This is a genomic window from Nannocystis punicea (genome assembly GCF_026965555.1).
Lineage (GTDB): Bacteria > Myxococcota_A > Polyangia > Nannocystales > Nannocystaceae > Nannocystis > Nannocystis punicea.
In genome coordinates this window covers 9,134,992-9,151,694 of record NZ_CP114040.1, presented here as the reverse complement: position 1 = coordinate 9,151,694, position 16,703 = coordinate 9,134,992, and the positions used below count along the sequence as shown (strand labels likewise).

General features: G+C 71.1%; 17 protein-coding genes and 1 pseudogene. 15 read left to right on the top strand and 3 right to left on the bottom strand.

The window, feature by feature from the left end; genetic code table 11:
- Positions 1–102 precede the first annotated feature (102 nt).
- From O0S08_RS51395 to O0S08_RS34935, 6 genes and pseudogenes are all read left to right on the top strand, one after another.
- Positions 103–780: pseudogene (locus tag O0S08_RS51395) on the top strand (cysteine hydrolase family protein); the annotation flags it as partial.
- Between the two features lie 12 nt (positions 781–792).
- Positions 793–1,179, top strand: coding sequence for an ester cyclase (locus O0S08_RS51390; protein ID WP_371879569.1), 387 nt, complete (start codon positions 793–795; stop codon positions 1,177–1,179).
- Between the two features lie 142 nt (positions 1,180–1,321).
- A complete protein-coding gene (locus O0S08_RS34950; RefSeq protein WP_269033777.1) occupies positions 1,322–2,245 on the top strand; it encodes a hypothetical protein in 924 nt (307 codons plus the stop codon).
- A 204-nt stretch (positions 2,246–2,449) separates the two neighbouring features.
- Positions 2,450–3,355: a hypothetical protein gene (locus O0S08_RS34945; protein ID WP_269033776.1), complete on the top strand. Its 906-nt coding sequence runs from the start codon at positions 2,450–2,452 to the stop codon at positions 3,353–3,355.
- Positions 3,289–3,699: a hypothetical protein gene (locus tag O0S08_RS34940; protein ID WP_269033775.1), complete on the top strand. Its 411-nt coding sequence runs from the start codon at positions 3,289–3,291 to the stop codon at positions 3,697–3,699. Before O0S08_RS34945 ends, O0S08_RS34940 begins: the two co-directional genes overlap by 67 nt.
- Positions 3,700–3,769: 70 nt before the next feature.
- Positions 3,770–4,513: a hypothetical protein gene (locus tag O0S08_RS34935; protein WP_269033774.1), complete on the top strand. Its 744-nt coding sequence runs from the start codon at positions 3,770–3,772 to the stop codon at positions 4,511–4,513.
- Positions 4,514–4,592: 79 nt separating this feature from the next.
- On the opposite strand, the gene O0S08_RS34930 is transcribed toward O0S08_RS34935, so the two are convergent.
- Positions 4,593–4,802, bottom strand: a complete 210-nt coding sequence (locus tag O0S08_RS34930) for a hypothetical protein (protein ID WP_269033773.1) — start codon at positions 4,800–4,802, stop codon at positions 4,593–4,595.
- A 211-nt stretch (positions 4,803–5,013) separates the two neighbouring features.
- Between O0S08_RS34930 and O0S08_RS34925 the strand changes: the two genes are divergently transcribed.
- The 6 genes from O0S08_RS34925 to O0S08_RS34900 all read left to right on the top strand — a co-directional run bounded on the left by O0S08_RS34925 (position 5,014) and on the right by O0S08_RS34900 (position 9,525).
- Positions 5,014–5,355: a hypothetical protein gene (locus O0S08_RS34925; protein ID WP_269033772.1), complete on the top strand. Its 342-nt coding sequence runs from the start codon at positions 5,014–5,016 to the stop codon at positions 5,353–5,355.
- Between the two features lie 159 nt (positions 5,356–5,514).
- A complete protein-coding gene (gene sigJ / locus O0S08_RS34920; protein WP_269033771.1) occupies positions 5,515–6,432 on the top strand; it encodes an RNA polymerase sigma factor SigJ in 918 nt (305 codons plus the stop codon).
- A 171-nt stretch (positions 6,433–6,603) separates the two neighbouring features.
- Positions 6,604–7,359 (top strand): SDR family oxidoreductase, encoded by a 756-nt coding sequence (locus O0S08_RS34915; protein WP_269033770.1) that lies wholly within the window; start codon positions 6,604–6,606, stop codon positions 7,357–7,359.
- Positions 7,360–7,366: 7 nt separating this feature from the next.
- Positions 7,367–7,864 (top strand): Ohr family peroxiredoxin, encoded by a 498-nt coding sequence (locus tag O0S08_RS34910; RefSeq protein ID WP_269033769.1) that lies wholly within the window; start codon positions 7,367–7,369, stop codon positions 7,862–7,864.
- Between the two features lie 100 nt (positions 7,865–7,964).
- Positions 7,965–8,396, top strand: a complete 432-nt coding sequence (locus tag O0S08_RS34905) for a cupin domain-containing protein (protein WP_269033768.1) — start codon at positions 7,965–7,967, stop codon at positions 8,394–8,396.
- 136 nt (positions 8,397–8,532) lie between these two features.
- A complete protein-coding gene (locus O0S08_RS34900) occupies positions 8,533–9,525 on the top strand; it encodes a LysR family transcriptional regulator (protein WP_269033767.1) in 993 nt (330 codons plus the stop codon).
- 51 nt (positions 9,526–9,576) lie between these two features.
- On the opposite strand, the gene O0S08_RS51120 is transcribed toward O0S08_RS34900, so the two are convergent.
- Positions 9,577–12,213 (bottom strand): DNA-directed RNA polymerase subunit alpha C-terminal domain-containing protein, encoded by a 2,637-nt coding sequence (locus tag O0S08_RS51120; protein WP_276082557.1) that lies wholly within the window; start codon positions 12,211–12,213, stop codon positions 9,577–9,579.
- Between the two features lie 342 nt (positions 12,214–12,555).
- Between O0S08_RS51120 and O0S08_RS34885 the strand changes: the two genes are divergently transcribed.
- Positions 12,556–13,908, top strand: coding sequence for a multicopper oxidase family protein (locus tag O0S08_RS34885; RefSeq protein ID WP_269033766.1), 1,353 nt, complete (start codon positions 12,556–12,558; stop codon positions 13,906–13,908).
- A gap of 375 nt (positions 13,909–14,283) precedes the next feature.
- Entirely contained in the window at positions 14,284–15,627 is a 1,344-nt protein-coding gene (locus tag O0S08_RS34880; protein WP_269033765.1) for a TolC family protein, read from the top strand.
- A gap of 124 nt (positions 15,628–15,751) precedes the next feature.
- Here the strand turns inward: O0S08_RS34880 and O0S08_RS34875 are convergent, their stop codons facing one another.
- Positions 15,752–16,177 carry a DUF309 domain-containing protein gene (locus O0S08_RS34875; protein ID WP_269033764.1) on the bottom strand — a complete coding sequence of 142 codons (426 nt, stop codon included), beginning with the start codon at positions 16,175–16,177 and terminating at the stop codon, positions 15,752–15,754.
- Between the two features lie 219 nt (positions 16,178–16,396).
- On the opposite strand from O0S08_RS34875, the gene O0S08_RS34870 reads away from it, so the two are divergent.
- Positions 16,397–16,699: a hypothetical protein gene (locus O0S08_RS34870; RefSeq protein WP_269033763.1), complete on the top strand. Its 303-nt coding sequence runs from the start codon at positions 16,397–16,399 to the stop codon at positions 16,697–16,699.
- Positions 16,700–16,703: the final 4 nt, after the last annotated feature.

Below are 16,703 nucleotides of genomic sequence, written 5' to 3'. Positions count from 1 at the left end.
CGTGTGCGGGAAATCCGCATGCACGGTTTGAACGGGGGTCCTGCCCTTCCTCCGGGGCAACAGCCGTACTCGGCAAGACCGAAGGAAGGGTAGGATCTACCAGTGGAGCTGCACGTCCCTGCCCGACCCGCGTCCTTCCGCTTCCGACCGCGCGCCGCCGCCCTGCTCGTGATCGACATGCAGGGCGACTTCTTGCTCTCCGGCGGCTTCGGCGAGGCGCTCGGCAACGACGTGCGCGAGCTGCAGCGGACCATCGCCCCGACCCGCGCCGTCCTCGCCGCCGCGCGGGCGGCGGGCCTCCTCGTCGTGCACACGCGCGAGGGCCACCGCTCCGACCTCAGCGACTGTCCGCCGGCCAAGCGCGCGCAGGGCCGCGAGGGCCTGCGGATCGGCGATCCCGGGCCGCGCGGGCGGATCCTCGTCCGCGGCGAGCCCGGCTGGGACTTCGTGCCCGAGCTCGCGCCCGCGCCCGGCGAGCCGGTGATCGACAAGCCCGGCAAGGGGGCCTTCCACGCCACCGACCTCGAGGCCGTCCTGCGCAACCACGGGGTCGAGGCGTTGCTCGTCGCCGGCGTGACCACCGAGGTCTGCGTGCAGACGACGGTGCGCGAGGCCAACGACCGCGGCTTCCGCTGCCTCGTGCTCGCCGACTGCGTCGCCTCTTACTTCCCCGAGTACCACCGCGTCACCCTCGACATGATCGCGGCCCAGGGCGGCATCGCCGGCTCGGTCGGCGACTCCGCCGACGTCATCGCCGCGCTCGCGGGCGCGCCCGAGGCGATCGAGCGGCCGGTGCTGCGCTTCTACGAGGAGGCGCTCAACGCCGGCCGCGAGGACGCGTTCACCGAGCTGCTCGCGCCCGACGTCGCCTACTACAACCCGGCGACCGGCACCGCGCGCGGGCCCGGGGGCGTCCTCGCGGCGATCCGGGGCCTGCGCGCCGCCTTCCCCGACCTGCACTACACGGTCGAGGATCTGCTCGTCGACGGCGACCGCGTCGCCGCGCGCTTCACCCTCCGCGGCACCCACCACGGCCCCTTCCGCGGGAAGGCTGCCACCGGTCGGAGCGTCGAGGTCGGCGGCAGCACGCACTACCGCGTCGCCGGCGGCAAGCTCACCGAGGTCCGCGTGTTCGCCGACTTCCTCGGCCTGATGCGGCAGATCGACGCCGATCTCTAGACCTGTCCTTCAGGACCTCGTCGAGGTCCTGCAGCGTCCGCGCCTCGGATCGACCCGGAGCTCGCGGCCCTGCACGTCGGTCGCCGCCGCGGGCCGGCGACACGCGCGTGTGCTCGAGCTCGCGGCGGATATACTCGACGGGATGCCCAAGGACATGCATCCCGAGGAGTACGGCGACCTCATGGTGGAGGCGCTCCGCATGGCGGTGGTGGGGCCGGACGAGGTCATCCTCGGGTTCCAGGTCTGGGACATGGACGACTTCGACAACGAGCTCTCGTTGCTCTTCCGCGCCAACGGTTTCGCGGAGACGGAGCGCCTGGCGGGGATCAAGGATCTCGTCCGCGACCTGTCATTCGTGGACGGCGACCTCTTCGTCGTCACCGACAAGGAGGTGCACCGCTTCGCCGGCGGCAACATCAAGAAACGGACCGCGATGAAGCTCCCGATCGCGGCGGCGCGGGCGATCGGCGGCCGCTCGACGAAGGAGCTCTACGTCGTCGGCGAGGGCGTCGCGCGCTTCGACGGGAAGAAGTGGACGAAGCTCGCCTCGAAGGCCGTCGAGCTCACCTGCCTCTCGGTGTACGGGGACGTCGCGTACGCCGGCGGCAAGGACGGGACGATCGTGCAGATCTCCGGCGACCAGGTGAAGCCCATGAAGGCGACGAAGGTCGGCGACATCGGCTCGATCCTCATCGACAGCAGGGGCGTGCTGTCCGTCGCCGGCCACCGCGGGTCGCTCCAGGGTCCGCCCGACAGACTCGCCGCGATGAAGCTGGCGAAGGACGTGTCCCACGCCGGCAGCGTCTGCGAGTTCAAGGGCAAGATCTACTGGGGCTGCGTGGGCGACGACGACGGAATGGGGCTCTTCGTCCAAAATGGGAAGAAGCTCGAGCGAGTGAGCCCGGAGATGTGCCTCGGGATGATCGCGACCGAGCGCTACCTCTACGCCGGCGGCGAGACCCTGGTCCTCCGCTACGACGGGGACGAGTTCATGGCGCTCAACCTCGACTATGACGAGGACGAGGAGCAATGGGTGCTCGACCTCGCCGAGGACGAGGATGCATAGCCGCGCCCTCGGCGGGTCGCCTGCGGGCGAGCGATGACGCGGAGATGACGGTGCGGAGGGCTCGCGCGATCTTCATCCACGCCCGGTCGTACGGCCCGGAGTTCCGGCTATGGGGCGCTTTCGCGGCGCTGAGCCTTCCGCGGCGCTCGCGGCTCGCCCTTCGCGTCGATCAGGGCGAGGAGGGCGAGCGGGCCGTGGCTGCCGGTGTCGGTTCGTTCGCCGGCGCGGTCGGAGCGGGGAGGGCGTTGCGCGGGCCTTTCCGTATGGCATGCTGATGGAAGCCCGCAGTTGACGCCGCCGATCGCAACGCTCCTCAGTGCCACATCCTCGGTCCTCGCCGCTGTCGTCGTCATGGCGCTGTGCTTGTTGTCCCCGGCGGAGCAGCGCGACGCGCCGCAGGACGACGGCGGCCGCGAGGTCTCCTACCGCGGTACCCGGGGCATCTGGCTGCTGGTATTCGGCGTCCTGTCGCTGCTGTTCGCGCTGCTGGCAGTCGTGCCGGCGCCGGATGGCGAGCGCTCATGGGAGATCGTGTGGAGCATCGTCTCCGCGGTCGTCTTCGTCCACCAGCTCTGCGCCTACCAGAACCGGGTCACGCTGCGCCTGACGCCCGGCTCCCCGCGCCTCGGCGAGTCGATGCAGGTCCGCTGGTCGGTGGACTCGCCGGTGCAGGTGTCCAAGGCGAGCGCCACGCTGCTCGGCATGGAGCGCACCGTGCTCGACGCCGTCCGGGGTCCGAATATCAGGACTCACATCGTGTACGAAGCCCCGGTCTCCGCCGCCGGTGTCGCGGTCCTCCCGGCGGCGGGCGTCCCGGCGTTCCCCGGCACCACACACTCGATCGTGTGGGTGCTGAGGCTGTCCGTCCTGTTCCCGCTGTGGCCGATCCTCCATCTCGAGGTGCCGATCGACGTCCGCGGGGCCGGGGCGGGCGCTCCCCCGGACCTCGGGCCGCCTGCAGGCTTCGCGCCGCAAGAGGTCCGGTTCGGGGTCAGGATCGACGGCGACCACCGCAGCTTCGCGCCTGCGAGCCGATCGCCGGTGTGGTCACGTGGGAGCGCCCCGAAGCGCCGCGCCGCGCCTCGTTGCGGCTGGTCTGCGAGGCGATAACGGCCGGCAACGGCAAGATCTACGCGGTGGCCGAACAGACGCTCGATCTCGCGGCGCAGCCGCGGGTGTTCGCCCAGGCGCTCGACGATCCGTTCCGCCGCTCGGCCGCCGGCGAGACGAGCGCGCTGGCCGCGAGCGATTGCCGCCGGTTCCACTTCGCCGGGCCTGAGGCGCCCTACAGCTACGCCGGGGCGCTGTTCGACCTGCGCTGGCGGCTGGAGCTCGTCCTCGACGACGAGTCGGAGATCCTCGACCTCGTGATCGCGCCCGGACGCGAGGTCGCGAGCTTCAAGCGCAAGGTCGCGGCGGCCGCGGGCGACGGGCGACCGAGCGCGCCCGGATGACCCGAGAGACAGGTGCTCGCAGTGCCGCGAGAGCCTGGTCGGGCCATGGACGCCGTGGTACTCTGCCCCGATGAAGCAGATTAGCCTAATGATGTGCATGCTGTGTGGGATCGCGTGCGGGCCGGGGAAGGGCGGCGGCGACGACACGAGCGAGTCGGGGGAGTCGAGCTCCGGCTCCACGGGGGCCTCGAGCTCGGGCGCCCCGACCACCGGCTCGGAGACGACGGACGCGCCCACCGGGTCGCCGGAGACGGAGGGTGAACCCGAGGTCTGTGTGCCTCCGATTCCGGGCAGCGCCGAGGTCTCCGAGTGCGAGATCGACTTCTGTCCGCCGGCTTCGTGGCACGTCGTCGCCCACAACGAGGAGGGGACGCCGGGCCTGAAGTGCGACAATTGGAGCGGGTCCTGTGATTCGAACACCTCCGATTATCAGGCCTACATGTTCGAGAGCGAGGACCTGGTGATCTACCTGTCGTTCGAACCCCAGCTGGCCGACGAGCACTCGGACGCGTCGTTCAAGGCCAACTTCGATTATCTGTGGGCGGAGGTGCGGTTCCCGCCGGATCCGTCCGACCATAGCGAGTTCTACGAGCAGACCGACGCGATGCACGGTCTGGAGATCTTCGACTCGTTCACGTTCGAGGACGGCCGGCTGAAGGCGAGCTTGCACCTTGATGTCGATTCGATCGTGCAGAGGATCGCCTCGGACCACCCGGAGTGCATCAGCGGTGACATCAGCGGCGAGTGCTCTTGCACGTACACCGGGCTCGACATCCCGGTGACGATCGACATCGATCTCACCGTCGATCCTTGAGCGCACGCGACGGCGAGCGCCCGCCGGGGTTGACCGGCGGGCTTCGATGGGTCGTGATGGGCTCTGCGCCTCGACCTGTTCAGACGGCGCGTCGTCCCCTGGCGGTATACGGCAGCACGAACAGGTACAGGCCGGTAATCAGCAGCAAGATGAGCGGGAACAGCGCCAGGAGGCCCACCCAGACGGCGGGCTCTTCCCGGCCCATGGCGACGATGTTGACGATGACGGCCAAAGTAAAGGCAATGGACAGCCAGCGGTGGATCTGCCGGATCGACTTGTTCCAGTTCAAGGGGACCTCCGTTCCTTCGGACCCCCGTTCTAGCGCCCGCCTCCTGCCGTCGCTTCTTCAAACCTGATGTCGTGAAATTGGGCCGCTGGGCGGCCTCTTGGTGCCGTTCGGACGGGGCGTGGGCAAGCGACCGGCGGTGCACGAGAGGGCGTGGCCGATGGCATCCCGACAGGCACGACGAGGCCCGACGCGACGAGAGACGACGGCATCCATGACGAGGACCGGCTGCCCTTGTCGACCCGGGCCAGGCGCCTGCCGGAGTCGCACCGGGTGTGACGGCGCTGCAACACGAGTCCGGCGAGACGCGAAGGCAGCGCCGGCGAAGAAGACTGCGAAGGCAGCGCCGGCGAAGAAGACCGCCAAGGCGCCGGCGAAGGCGGGCAAGGCAGCGCCGGCGAAGAAGACCGCGAAGGCGCCGGCGAAGAAGGCGGGCAAGGCGGCGCCGGCGAAGAAGACCGCGAAGGCAGCGCCGGCGAAGAAGACCGCCAAGGCGCCGGCGAAGAAGGCGGCCAGGGCCAAGGTCCCGGCGAAGGAGACCGCCAAGAAGACGTAACGGCGTCGCGGTCCGCCGCGCGGCTCGCCGCTCGGCGACGCGTCGAGGAGCGGCTCACGACGCTCCCGCAGGCTCCCCCACGGCGTCTCTGCGCCGGTGTAGGCCCGCCCCCCGCCTGGTTGAAATTCGCGCCGTCCCGCGTTACACGCTGCTGCGGCGATGCCCTCGGGAGAGTCCGACGCGACGAGCAAGCTCGACGAGGTGGCGTCGGCGTTCGTGCGCCTGCGTCCCCGGCTCTTCGGCATCGCCTACCGCATGCTCGGCGACGCGACGGAGGCCGAGGATCTCGTGCAAGAGGTCTGGCTGCGCTGGCAGAACACCGACCGCAGCGTCGTCCTCAATCCTGCCGCCTTCCTGGCCACCGCGATCACGCGGCTGGCGATCAACGTCGCCCAGTCGGCGCGAGCGCGGCGCGAAGCGTACGTCGGCCCGTGGCTCCCCGAGCCCGTGGACACCAGCGCCGATCCCGAGGTCGGCGCCGAGCGAGGCGAGGCGCTCGAGCTCGCGGTCCTGCTGCTGCTCGAGCGCCTGAGCCCCACGCAGCGCGCCGCCTACGTGCTGCGCGACGCCTTCGACTACTCGTACGAGGCGATCAGCGAGATCGTCCAGCTCGAACAGGCCAACGTGCGGCAGCTCGTGAGTCGCGCGCGCAAGCACCTCGCCGAGGGTCGCCGCGCGCCCGTGAGTACCGACCAGCATCGCCGCCTGCTCTCGGCCTTCCTCGTCGCGGCGCAGGCCGGTGACTTCGCCGCGCTCGAGGGGTTGTTCGCCGCGGACGTGGTCAGCTTCTCCGACGGCGGCGGCGTCATCGGGGTCGCGCGCGTGCCGGTGAGCGGACGGACCAGGGTCGCCCGGTTCATGGCGATCACTGCACGCAAGTTCTGGCCGGGCAAGACGACCGCATGGGTCGCGGTCAACGGGCGCGCCGGCGTCCTCGTCTCCCGGGGCGACACCGCGGTCGCGCTGCTGATGATCGGCGCCTCGGACACGGGCATCGAGCAGCTCCTGTGGATCATGAGCCCGAGCAAGCTCGCCGCGTTCGCCCGCTCGCTGGCGGGCGCGCGCCGCCCCGCCTGAGGCGCTTCCGTCGCACGAACGTACGGCCGGCGGCTCGCCGGCGGCGATTGGTGCCAGGGGCGCAACACAGTGCGTCCCTCGACGTGCCTACCGCCGAGCCCGGGACGGCGCGTAAGTTCCACGCGTCGGAGCACGCGTCGCACCGCGGGCCGCCAACGAATCGAGTACACCATGAAGATCGTCGTCATCGGGGGCACTGGCCTCATCGGCAGCAAGCTCGTCCACCTCCTCCGCCAGCGCGGCCATGACGCAGTGGCGGCCTCTCCCGCGTCGGGCGTCAATACGGTGACCGGCGAGGGGCTCGCCGCGGCCCTCGCGGGCGCCGACGTCGTCGTCGACGTCGCCAACTCGCCGTCGTTCGAGGACAGGGCCGTGCTCGAGTTCTTCGAGGCTTCGGGGCGCAACCTCCTCGGCGCCGAGGCCGTCGCGGGCGTGAAGCATCACGTGGCCCTGTCGGTGGTCGGCACCGACCGCCTGTCCGAGAGCGGCTACTTCCGCGGCAAGATCGCCCAGGAGAAGCTGATCCGGGGCGGCGCGATCCCGTACACGATCGTCCGCTCCACGCAGTTCTTCGAGTTCCTCGGCGGCATCGTCCATTCGGCCGCCGACGGCGACGTCGTGCGCCTGTCGCCCGCGTTCGTGCAGCCGATCGCGTCGGACGACGTGGCGCTGGCGATGGCCGACTACACGCTCGGCGAGCCGGTCGGCGGCATCGTCGAGATCGCCGGCCCCGAACGCGTGCGCCTCCCCGCGCTCGTCCGCCGCTACATGACCGCGATGCAGGACCCGCGCGAGGTCGTCGCGGACCCCGAAGCGCGCTACTTCGGCGCCAGGCTCGAGGACGACACTCTGGTCCCGGGCCCCGGCCCGCGGCTCGGGACGGTGAACTTCGAGGCCTGGCTCGCTCGCTCGAGAGCCTCGAAGTGAGGCGTCCATGGCCAGGCTCCGACCTCCGCCGATCTCGCTGCTCGACCGCTATCACGGCGACGGCTTTCAGGCGCTCTACACGACGAAAGTCCGGGTGTCTGGCGGCGAGGCCGAGCATGCGCGAGCGTCGGGCGTCGCGCGGTCGGACGACGGCAATCTCCGCGTGAACCTGCGACTGCCGGCGGAGCTGGGCGGCGGCGGCGGCGGCGGCACCAACCCCGAGCAGCTGTTCGCGGCCGCCTACGCCGCCTGCTTCCACGGCGCCCTGAGCCTGCTCGCGACCCGGGCCAACATCCCGATCCCCGGCGCCTCCGTGACGGTGTCCGTCGCCTTCGGGCGCGATCCGGGCGACGGCCTGTTCATGGTCACTGCGGACGTCGAGATCGATCTGCCCGGCGTCGACAGGCCGATCGCCGAGGAGCTCGTCCGCAACGCCGAACGAGTCTGCCCCTACGCCAAGATGGCGCGGCAGGGCATCTCCAGCGTCGTCGCGCTCGCCGATTGAGCGCGAGCCCGACTCCGAATCTCACTCCACCCATTCCCACGACATGCCCGGCGCCTCTCGCCGGCACACCCACGTTTCACCACGACAAGGCAAGGCTCCAATGATCCGCTCCATCCAAAGAATCGGCACTCTCGTCGGTCTCGGCGCGCTCCTCCTCGGCTGCGCGGGCAGTGCGAAGCTCGCTCGCCCCGACACCGCCCCTGCGCAGGCCGCAGTCACCGAGCTCATGTCCAAGAAGCTCGCCGACTTCCCGGGCAAGGAGGCCCTGCTCATCACGGTCGACTACCCGCCGGGCGCGGTCGACCCGGTGCATCGTCACGACGCCCACGCCTTCGTCTACGTGCTCGAGGGCTCCATCGTGATGGGCGTGAAGGGCGGCCAGGAGGTCACGCTGAAGCCGGGGCAGACCTTCTACGAGGGGCCGGACGACATCCACACAGTCGGCCGGAACGCGAGCAGCACCGAACCCGCGAAGTTCCTCGTGCTGCTGATCAAGCCGGAGGGCGCGCCGGTGTTGATCCCGATCGAGTGAGGCGCGGCGACCGGCCCGCGGCCCGATTCAGGCCTGCGTAGCGCCGAGCGCGCCCGTCCGAGCGGCGCGCGCTCGGGGCGGCGAAAAATTTCGTCCGTGGTTGTCACAAGCCGGACCGGTCGCCGGTCCCTCGCACGTGCCGAACCATCCCAGCCATTCCCCGCGCCACGGCGCCGACGCGCTGGCTTCCAGCTTCGCCGCCAGCTACGCCGGCGTCGTCGCGTTCATCGCGGTCGTCACCGAGGGCAGCTTCGCCCGCGCCGGCGATCGCCTGGGGATCGGTCGCTCGGCGGTGAGCCGCAGCATCCAGAAGCTCGAGGAGCAGCTCGACGCGCGGCTGTTCTTCCGCACCACACGCACCACCACCCTGACCCGCGAGGGCGAGCTGTTCTACGAGAACTGCCACCCCGGCGTCGAGCGCATCGTCCAGGCGCTGGAAGAGATGCGCGAGCTGCGGGACGGACCGCCGCAGGGCCGCTTGCGCGTCGCTTCCACGGTCGGCTTCGGGCGCAAGGTCGTCGCGCCGCTGCTGCCTGGCTTTCAGGCCAGGTACCCCGAGGTCGCGATCGACCTGCTGCTCGACGACGCCGCGACCGAGTTCACGGCGGGCCACGTCGACGTCGCGTTCCGCAACGGGCGCCTGGAGGACAGCCAGATCGTCGCCAGGCAGCTCTGCCTCATGCAGATGCTGGTCTGTGCCTCGCCCGGATACCGGCAGGCCCATGGCCTGCCGCGTAGCGTCGAGGAGCTGGCCGACCATCGCTGCATCAACCTGCGCCAGGCCTCGGGCCGGGTCTGCGAGTGGGAGTTCAAGGTGAACGGCCGGCCGCGGAAATTCTCGCCGCAGGCGATGAGCAGTTTTAATGATGACGAGCTGGTCCTGCAGGCGGTGCTCGACGGACAGGGGCTCGCGCAGCTGCCCGGCTACCAGATCTTCGACCTCCTGCAGAGCGGCGCGCTGGTCCCTTGCCTCGCGCAGTACACCCCCGACGATCGCGGGCACTACATCTGTTATCTGAGCCGCCGACACCTGCCGTCCCGGGTCCGCGTGTTCATCGACTACATGACCGCGCACACGAAGGCCCTGAACGTCCAATCCTTGACGACCTTCTCGGCGGCGCCAGGATGAACAAAAAGACATGTTCGAAAGGACATATAAAAATCAGCGCCGGCCTCGACGTCAAGGCTTCATGCCGAGCGACAGGCCGAGGTTGGCGACGATCTCCTTGACCTCGGCGAGTTGCTTGCGGCCGAAGCCTCGCGTCTTGAGCAGCTCGGCCTCGGTGCGCCGGCACAGCTCGCCGATCGTCTGCAGGCCGGCGCGGTCGAGCGCGTTGGCTGTGGCGACCGAGAGCTCGAGCTCGTCGAGGCGGCGGTCGAGGAGCGGATTGCTCGCCTGTGGGACGGGCAGGGGACGCAGCCGCTCCCACGCCTGCTCCCGCCGCTCGCGCTCGCGTTCGGCGTAGCGCTCGCGCTCGTCGGCGTCGACGGCTTCGGGGGGACGGCCGAGCGCGAGACGCACGACCGGATCGTCGAGGCCGTCGCGCTCGCCGTGCAGCGCGGCGCGCCGGGCCGCGGCGATCAGCGAGCGGCGCGTGCGGCCCAGCCAGCCGCTCGCGCGCTGCTTCTCGGCGGCGGGGAAGTCGGCGAGCCGTTCGCACTGCAGGGCGGCCTCGTGCATCACGGGCAGGTGCAGGGTGACGACGTGGCTCGCCATGCGCTCCGCGGTGGTCGGGTCGACTGCGACGCACGGCGCGTCCCAGCCGCGCACGCGGCGGGTGACGATCGCCGGCCCGGCCATCAGCAGCACCGGAGCGCCGTCGCTGGCCGCCGCGACCGCCGCCAGCGCCTCGGGCTGTTCGGCGTCGACCATGCGCCTGGCCGACTGGATCGTGGTGACGAAGCCGTGCGTCTCGAGCACGCCGTACGCGTGCGGGCGGAACAGCTCGCGCAGCATCGCCTGGGGCACGCGGCACTCGTCCGGCGCCAGCGACGGATCGACGACGAGGTGCGCGACGCCGGAGAAATCGACGGGTTTGATAAACACGCGGTCGGCGAACGCCCTGTCGATGCGCTCGGACACCGGCAGCGGCGCGTCGTCGGCGGAGCCGCGGCGCCGGCCGCCCTGCAGCAGCCGATCGAGCGCGCGCTGGAGCTGCTCCTGCTCGCGCGCGAGCTCGGCGATCGGCGCGCGGGCCTCGGCGGTGCGAGCGACCCGCAGGTTGCGGTCGATCAGGTCGCGGTACGAAGGTTCGAGGTCGCCGTACTCGTGGTCGACGCGCAGGTCGGGCGGCAGCACCGGCACGACGTCGAGCATGAGCGCGGTCGCGGGTCGCCCGAGCCGCGCGAGCGACGAGGCGAGCTCCGCCCGCGGGCCCGACTCGCCGGCCTCGATCGCGTCGAGGTCGAGCTGCGCCAGCGCGTCCCACAGCGCCTGTCCGCCGGCCGCGGATTCGCCGGGCTCGCTGCGCCACGCGGAACCGCCGGCGAATTCGAGGACGCGGCGACCGGCGATCACCTCGCGCGCCTCGTCCTCTTCGAGGCCGAGCAGCGTCGCCGCGTCGCCGGCGAACAGCGGGTGCAGGCACGGCGCTGCGAGCTTCACGTGGCCGAAGCGCTCGCGGCGGACGCGGGACGAGATGACCTCGACGCCGCACTTCTCGCAGACGACGCCGCGGTCCTTCATGCGCCGGTACTGGCCGCAGGCGCACTCGTAGTCCTTGACGGGGCCGAAGATCTTCGGGCACGCGAGGTCGTCGGGCTCGCGCACCTCGCCGTGCGAGCGCTCGACGATCTTCTCCGGCCCGTCGATCGTCAGCGCGACCTGGGCCGCGCGCAGGTCGAGGTCGAGGCCGAGCGCGCGCAGGTGGGCGGCGAGCACGGTCACGGCCTCGGGCTCGAGCGCGGGCTCGCCGGCGGTCCCCGGCGCGGGTCGGTCGAAGAACGAGAAGATATCCCGCGTCACGCCGCCGCCCGCGGGGGCCGGCTCGCCGCGAGTCGGCACGACGTCGGGGTTCTCTTGCTTGATGATCGCCTCGTAGGCGCGCGTCCGTCCGCTCACGCTGTCCGACTTGATCGTCAACATCTCCCACAACGCCCACGGGGCGTGGACCGCGAGGGGCCCCATCTGCTCGCGCGCGAGTGGTTGACCGCCGAAACGATCGCGCCCGAGAGCCGGCAGCTGCGTGGTCGGCTCGTACGGTCCGATGCTGCGCGCGTGAAGCACGTCGCGCGCCATCGCGGCCTTGGCGACCGATGCTTCGGAGACGCCGCCGCTCCACGCCAGGTCGACCTCGAGCTCGCGGATCGCGGCGACCACGACAGGTCGTCCGTCGACGAGCAGGACGTCGCCGACCTCGAGCGGCCGCTCCCACGCGACCTCGACGCTGGCGCGCGCCAGCTCGGCCGCCATCTGTGCGAGTACGACGACGCCGAAGCACCCGGGCGGGGCGCGCAGCGAGGTGTCGCGCAGCTCGGCGGCCTGCTCGCCGAAGATCGCCCGCAGCAGCTTCTCCTCGTTCGACAGCGGCCCGCCGGCGGTCGGCGTCGCCTTGCCCACGAGGATCGTCCCGGGCATCACCGCGGTGCCGACCCGCGCGAGGCCGTCGTCGTCGAGGTGCGCGAGCGCCTCCTCGCCGGTATTGGGCACGTCGTGGGTCAGCTGGTCTTCGCCCTCGGCGGTGACCTCGAAGCGCCGCGTGTGCTCGGTGCGCAGTCGGTCGGCGAAGCGAGCGTCGACCACGACGTACCCGGGAGCGAGGGGGCAGGGCTCGACGCGGGCGGTGAAGGCGGCGGTGATCGGCGCGAGCTCGGACATCGCGCGCATTGTGCCCGATCGCGGCCGATCGGGGACGGGACGCGCCAGTGTCGAGCCCGCGATCCGTCGCTCGTGAGCAGAGATGCGGGCTGGACGGGCGCCGGCGAGGTCACGGCCGCATCACGAGCGATCTCGACCGCGGCGACGGCGAATTTTCCAGCGTAATGCTCCGTCGCCGTCGGCGTCCTGGAATGACCAGCCCATGCCACGCCGACACTCCGCCGCGCTCGCCTCGACCCTCCCGGTCGCCCTCGCCGCCGGCGGCGAGGGCCCTGCGTTCACACATTGCTGCGACGGTCCACGTCGGCGTGGCCACGGATCATCGAACATCCGAGGACAGTCATGACAGATCTGTTTAATAATCTCAGTCGACGGCGAGCCCTCCTGGCCGGCGCGGCCATCGGAGGTGCGGCCTCCGCTCTGGCGAGTCGAGAGGTGCGTGCTGCGGCGCCCGTTCACAGGTGGGAGTCGAGCTACAGCGGCGGATCGGCCGCCGCCGCGCGAGCGCCCGGGCAGCCGGGGCGCGACTACCAGCCCACCGTCACTCCCGGCGGCGCCACCCTCGATTGGAGGATCGTCGACGGCGTGAAGGTCTACCACCTCGTCGCGGAGGAGGTCGATCACGAGTTCGCCCCCGGTCTTCGCGCGCTTTGCTGGGGCTACAACGGCAGGGTCCACGGACCGACGATCGAGGCGGTCGAGGGCGACCGCGTGAGGGTCTACGTCACCAACAAGCTCCCCGCGCCGACGACCGTCCACTGGCACGGGATCTTCCTTCCCAATGGCATGGACGGGGTCGGCGGGCTCAATCAACGGTCGATCGCGCCGGGGGAGACGTTCCGCTACGAGTGGACTTTCAATCAATCCGGGACCTTCATGTACCATTCGCACCACGACGAGATGACCCAGATGGCGCTGGGCATGCTGGGCATGATCGTCGTCCACCCGCGCCCCGCGCCGCCCGGCTACCGCGTCGACCGGGACTTCGTGATCATGCTCAGCGAGTGGAAGATCGTGCCGGGCGCGCGGCGGCCCGACCCGAACGAGATGACGGACTTCAACGTCCTGACGATGAACGCGAAGGCGTACCCCGGCACTGCGCCGCTCGTGTGCCGCACCGGCGAGCGGGTCCGGATCCGCTTCGGCAACCTCAGCGCCATGGATCACCACCCGATTCACCTGCACGGATATTATTGGAAGGTCGTGGCCACCGACGGCGGGCCGCTTCCAGTGTCCGCGCAATGGCCGGAGACCACGGTGCTCGTGCCCGTGGGCAGCACCCGCGACGTCGAGTTCGTCGCCGACGCGCCCGGTGACTGGGCGATGCACTGCCACATGACTCACCACGTCATGAACCAGATGGGGCACGATCTGCCGAACATGATCGGCGTCGACGCGCGGAAGGTCGGCGCGCTCGGCGGACGCGTGGTCCGCGGCTACATGCCGATGGGGCAGCACGGGATGGGCGACATGGCCGAGATGGGGATGCCTGTCCCGAAGAACAGCATCCCGATGGTCGGCGCCAGGGGGCCGTTCGACGCGATCACGATGGGCGGCATGTTCACCGTCCTCAAGGTGCGCGACGAGGACATCGGCGACGGGAACCAGGACCCCGGCTGGTACAAGCACCCGCCCGGCACGGTCGCCGATCTCGCAAGGAAGGAGGACATGGATCGTGACGGCATCCAAACATGAAGCCCGCCGCGCTCTCCTTCTCGCCGCGCTGCTCGCGGCGCTGCCGGCTTGCCGCGCAGGCCTGCCGCCCGAGCCTCCCGGCGCCGATCCGGCCGACCCGGACGCCGCGGCCGCCCCGTACCAGGCGCAGGCGAACCCCTACGAGGCTTCGGCTTTCACGGACGCGCCAACCGGACCTCGTAACGGACACGAGGCCATGGACCATTCCGCGCACGAGCACATGGGCCATGGGGGCAGTGGCCCGGAGCGGACCTCCGGCGTGAAGGACAGGTTCGGACACGCAGGCCACGACCATGGGAACTCGCAAGGCGGGCTCGCGCCTTTCGGGCAGGAGGGTGCTTCGCGATGAAAGCTCGTGCTCTCATGATGTCGGTCGTGGCGGCGCTCCTGGGCTGCGCATCGGTCCAGCCGACCCGGGCTCGGCGAGACGTCGCGGAGATCGTCGAGAACCGCGTCGGACTGGCCGACGTGGTCCCCGCGGAGCAGGACGCGGACAGCCGCGCCCGCGTGCGTGACCGGGTCGCCGAGCTCGTGTCCCGGCCGCTGAATCCGGAGCGCGCGCTGCAGGTCGCGCTGCTCAACAACCGCGAGCTGCGGGCCGTGCTCGAGGAGCTCGGGGTCGCCCAGGCGGAGCTGGTGCAGGCGGGCTTGCTGGAGAACCCGGTGATCGCGGGCGACCTCGTGAACTCGACCCGCGGGTTCGGCCTCGGCGGCGGGCTCTCGCTGACGCAGAGCCTCCTCAGCGCGTTCTTGATCCCCGCCAAGCGGCGCCTGGCGCAGGCTCGGCTGAATCACGCGATCGTGACAGTCGGGCAGGCGGCTCTGGGGCTGGCGCGCGACGTGAAGGTCGCGTTCGTTCGCACGCAGGCGGCCGAGCAGATGCTCGCGCTGTACCGCGGGCGCGCGCAGGCGGCCGAGGTCGCTCACGAGCTGGCGCAGCGCCAGCTCGACGCCGGCAACATCGATCCGCTCGATCGACAGCTGTTCGCCGCTGCGCTCGACCGCGCCCGCGTCGAGCTCGCCGACGCCGAGCTGGCCGCGCTGGTCGAGCGCGAGGCGCTGACGCGTCTGCTCGGCCTGTGGGGCGCGGACGTCGCCTGGACGATCGCGGGCCCGGTGGCGGATGTCTTGCCCGCGGAGGTCGAGCTCGGCCGGTTGGAGCAGCAGGGGATCGCCGACCGGCTCGATCTGTCCGCGGCTCGCGTGGAGGTGAGATCGATCGCCCACGCCCTCGGGCTGCGTCGGCGCGGCATCGTCACGGGGATCGAGGCCGGCTTCGTGATGCGCAACGAGGTCGGCGACGACGCCGGTCACGAGCCGGTCCTCGGCGGATCGCTCGCGCTGCAGCTGCCGATCTTCGACCCCGGGCACGCCGACCTCGCGCGCATTCAGGCCCACCTGCGGCAGGCCCAGCACCGGCTGCAAGACGCTGCGATTCACGCGCGCTCGGAGATCCGCGTGCACCGAGCCGAGCTCGTGGCGGCGCGCCGCAAGGTGGAGCACTACCAGAAGACCGTCTTGCCCCGCGCCGAGTCGATCACCGATCTCACGCTGCTGCAGTACAACGCGATGCTCGTGGGCACTTACCAGCTGCTCGAGACGCGCTCGGACCAGATCGAGGCGCATCGGCGGTACGTCGAGGCCCTTCGTGACTACTGGATCGCCCGCAGCGACCTCGAGCTGGCGGTCGGCGGGCGCATCGGTCCAGAGAGCGAGTGAGCGCCCGGCCCCGGACCTCTGCCGGAACACACGCATGATAGCGAGGCGCCGACTGCCCCGCCAAATCGTGGGACCGCGGCATCGACGGGAGATGGTGTGATGATTCGTCGACGGCAGGGCGGGGTCACCGTCGAAACGACAGCGCCGGTCCCGTGACGCGCTGTGGAGATTCGCCGGCGAACCACGCCCGCGTCGCCTCTCGAAAGTCGGCGAGCGCGAGGCCGCCGGCGTCCGGCGCACACGCGTCGAGCTTGGCCAGTCCCCGCGCGAGCAGCCGCGCAGCGCTCTCTGGTTTGCCCTGCACGCGCAGCTTGTGATGGGCCGCGGCGACCTGGATGAGGCCCTGCAGCAGGCGGCGCTCGTCCGGGTCGATGGCCGCGCGCCAGCGGTCTTCCCAGGCCTCGTGGGCGGCGAAATGGGCGCCTGCGTTGAACAGCGCGATGCCGCGCGCGAGCGGCGTGTCGAGGCTCGTCGGCGGCGCTGTCACCGGCCCCGGCTTCTTCCGCGGTGTGCGAGCGGGTTCATCGGTTCGTCGCGCCGCCGCGCGCACCAGCGGGCTCGACCGGGCAACAGGAGCGCCGCGGACGAAGCGCCCTCCGCCGGAGGGTCGCTCGCGGTCGAGGCTCGGCGCAGGCGCACCTCGGCAGCATCGGCGATCTCACGCGATCGCACAAGCGCGCCGCACGTACGGTCCCCGGGGCGCCTGGATTGCGGCGATCGGCGCGACCGCCGTGAATACGGCCTCCTGCGCGCCGTTCCGACCAGTCTCATGTCACCGCGCATTCGCCGGTTGTTCCTCGCCTCCGCTGGCGCCTTCGCCGGCTTCACGTTCGCATGGATCCTCGTCGGCCTCTTCAACCGCGGCGACGCGTTCCCCCAGGGCCCGGCGGTCACGATGCTGCCCCTCCTGCTGGTCGGCCCGGTCCTCGGTGTGCTCGCCGGCAGGAGGGCGAGCTCTCAGCTCGCCGTCGTGACGATCCTCGCGTTCAGCGTCCTCGCGGCCGTGTTCTGGGCCCGCGCCCCCGCCGGCTGGTGGGCATCCGGACCGCCGCCGATGCCGGGCGCGAAGTAGCCGG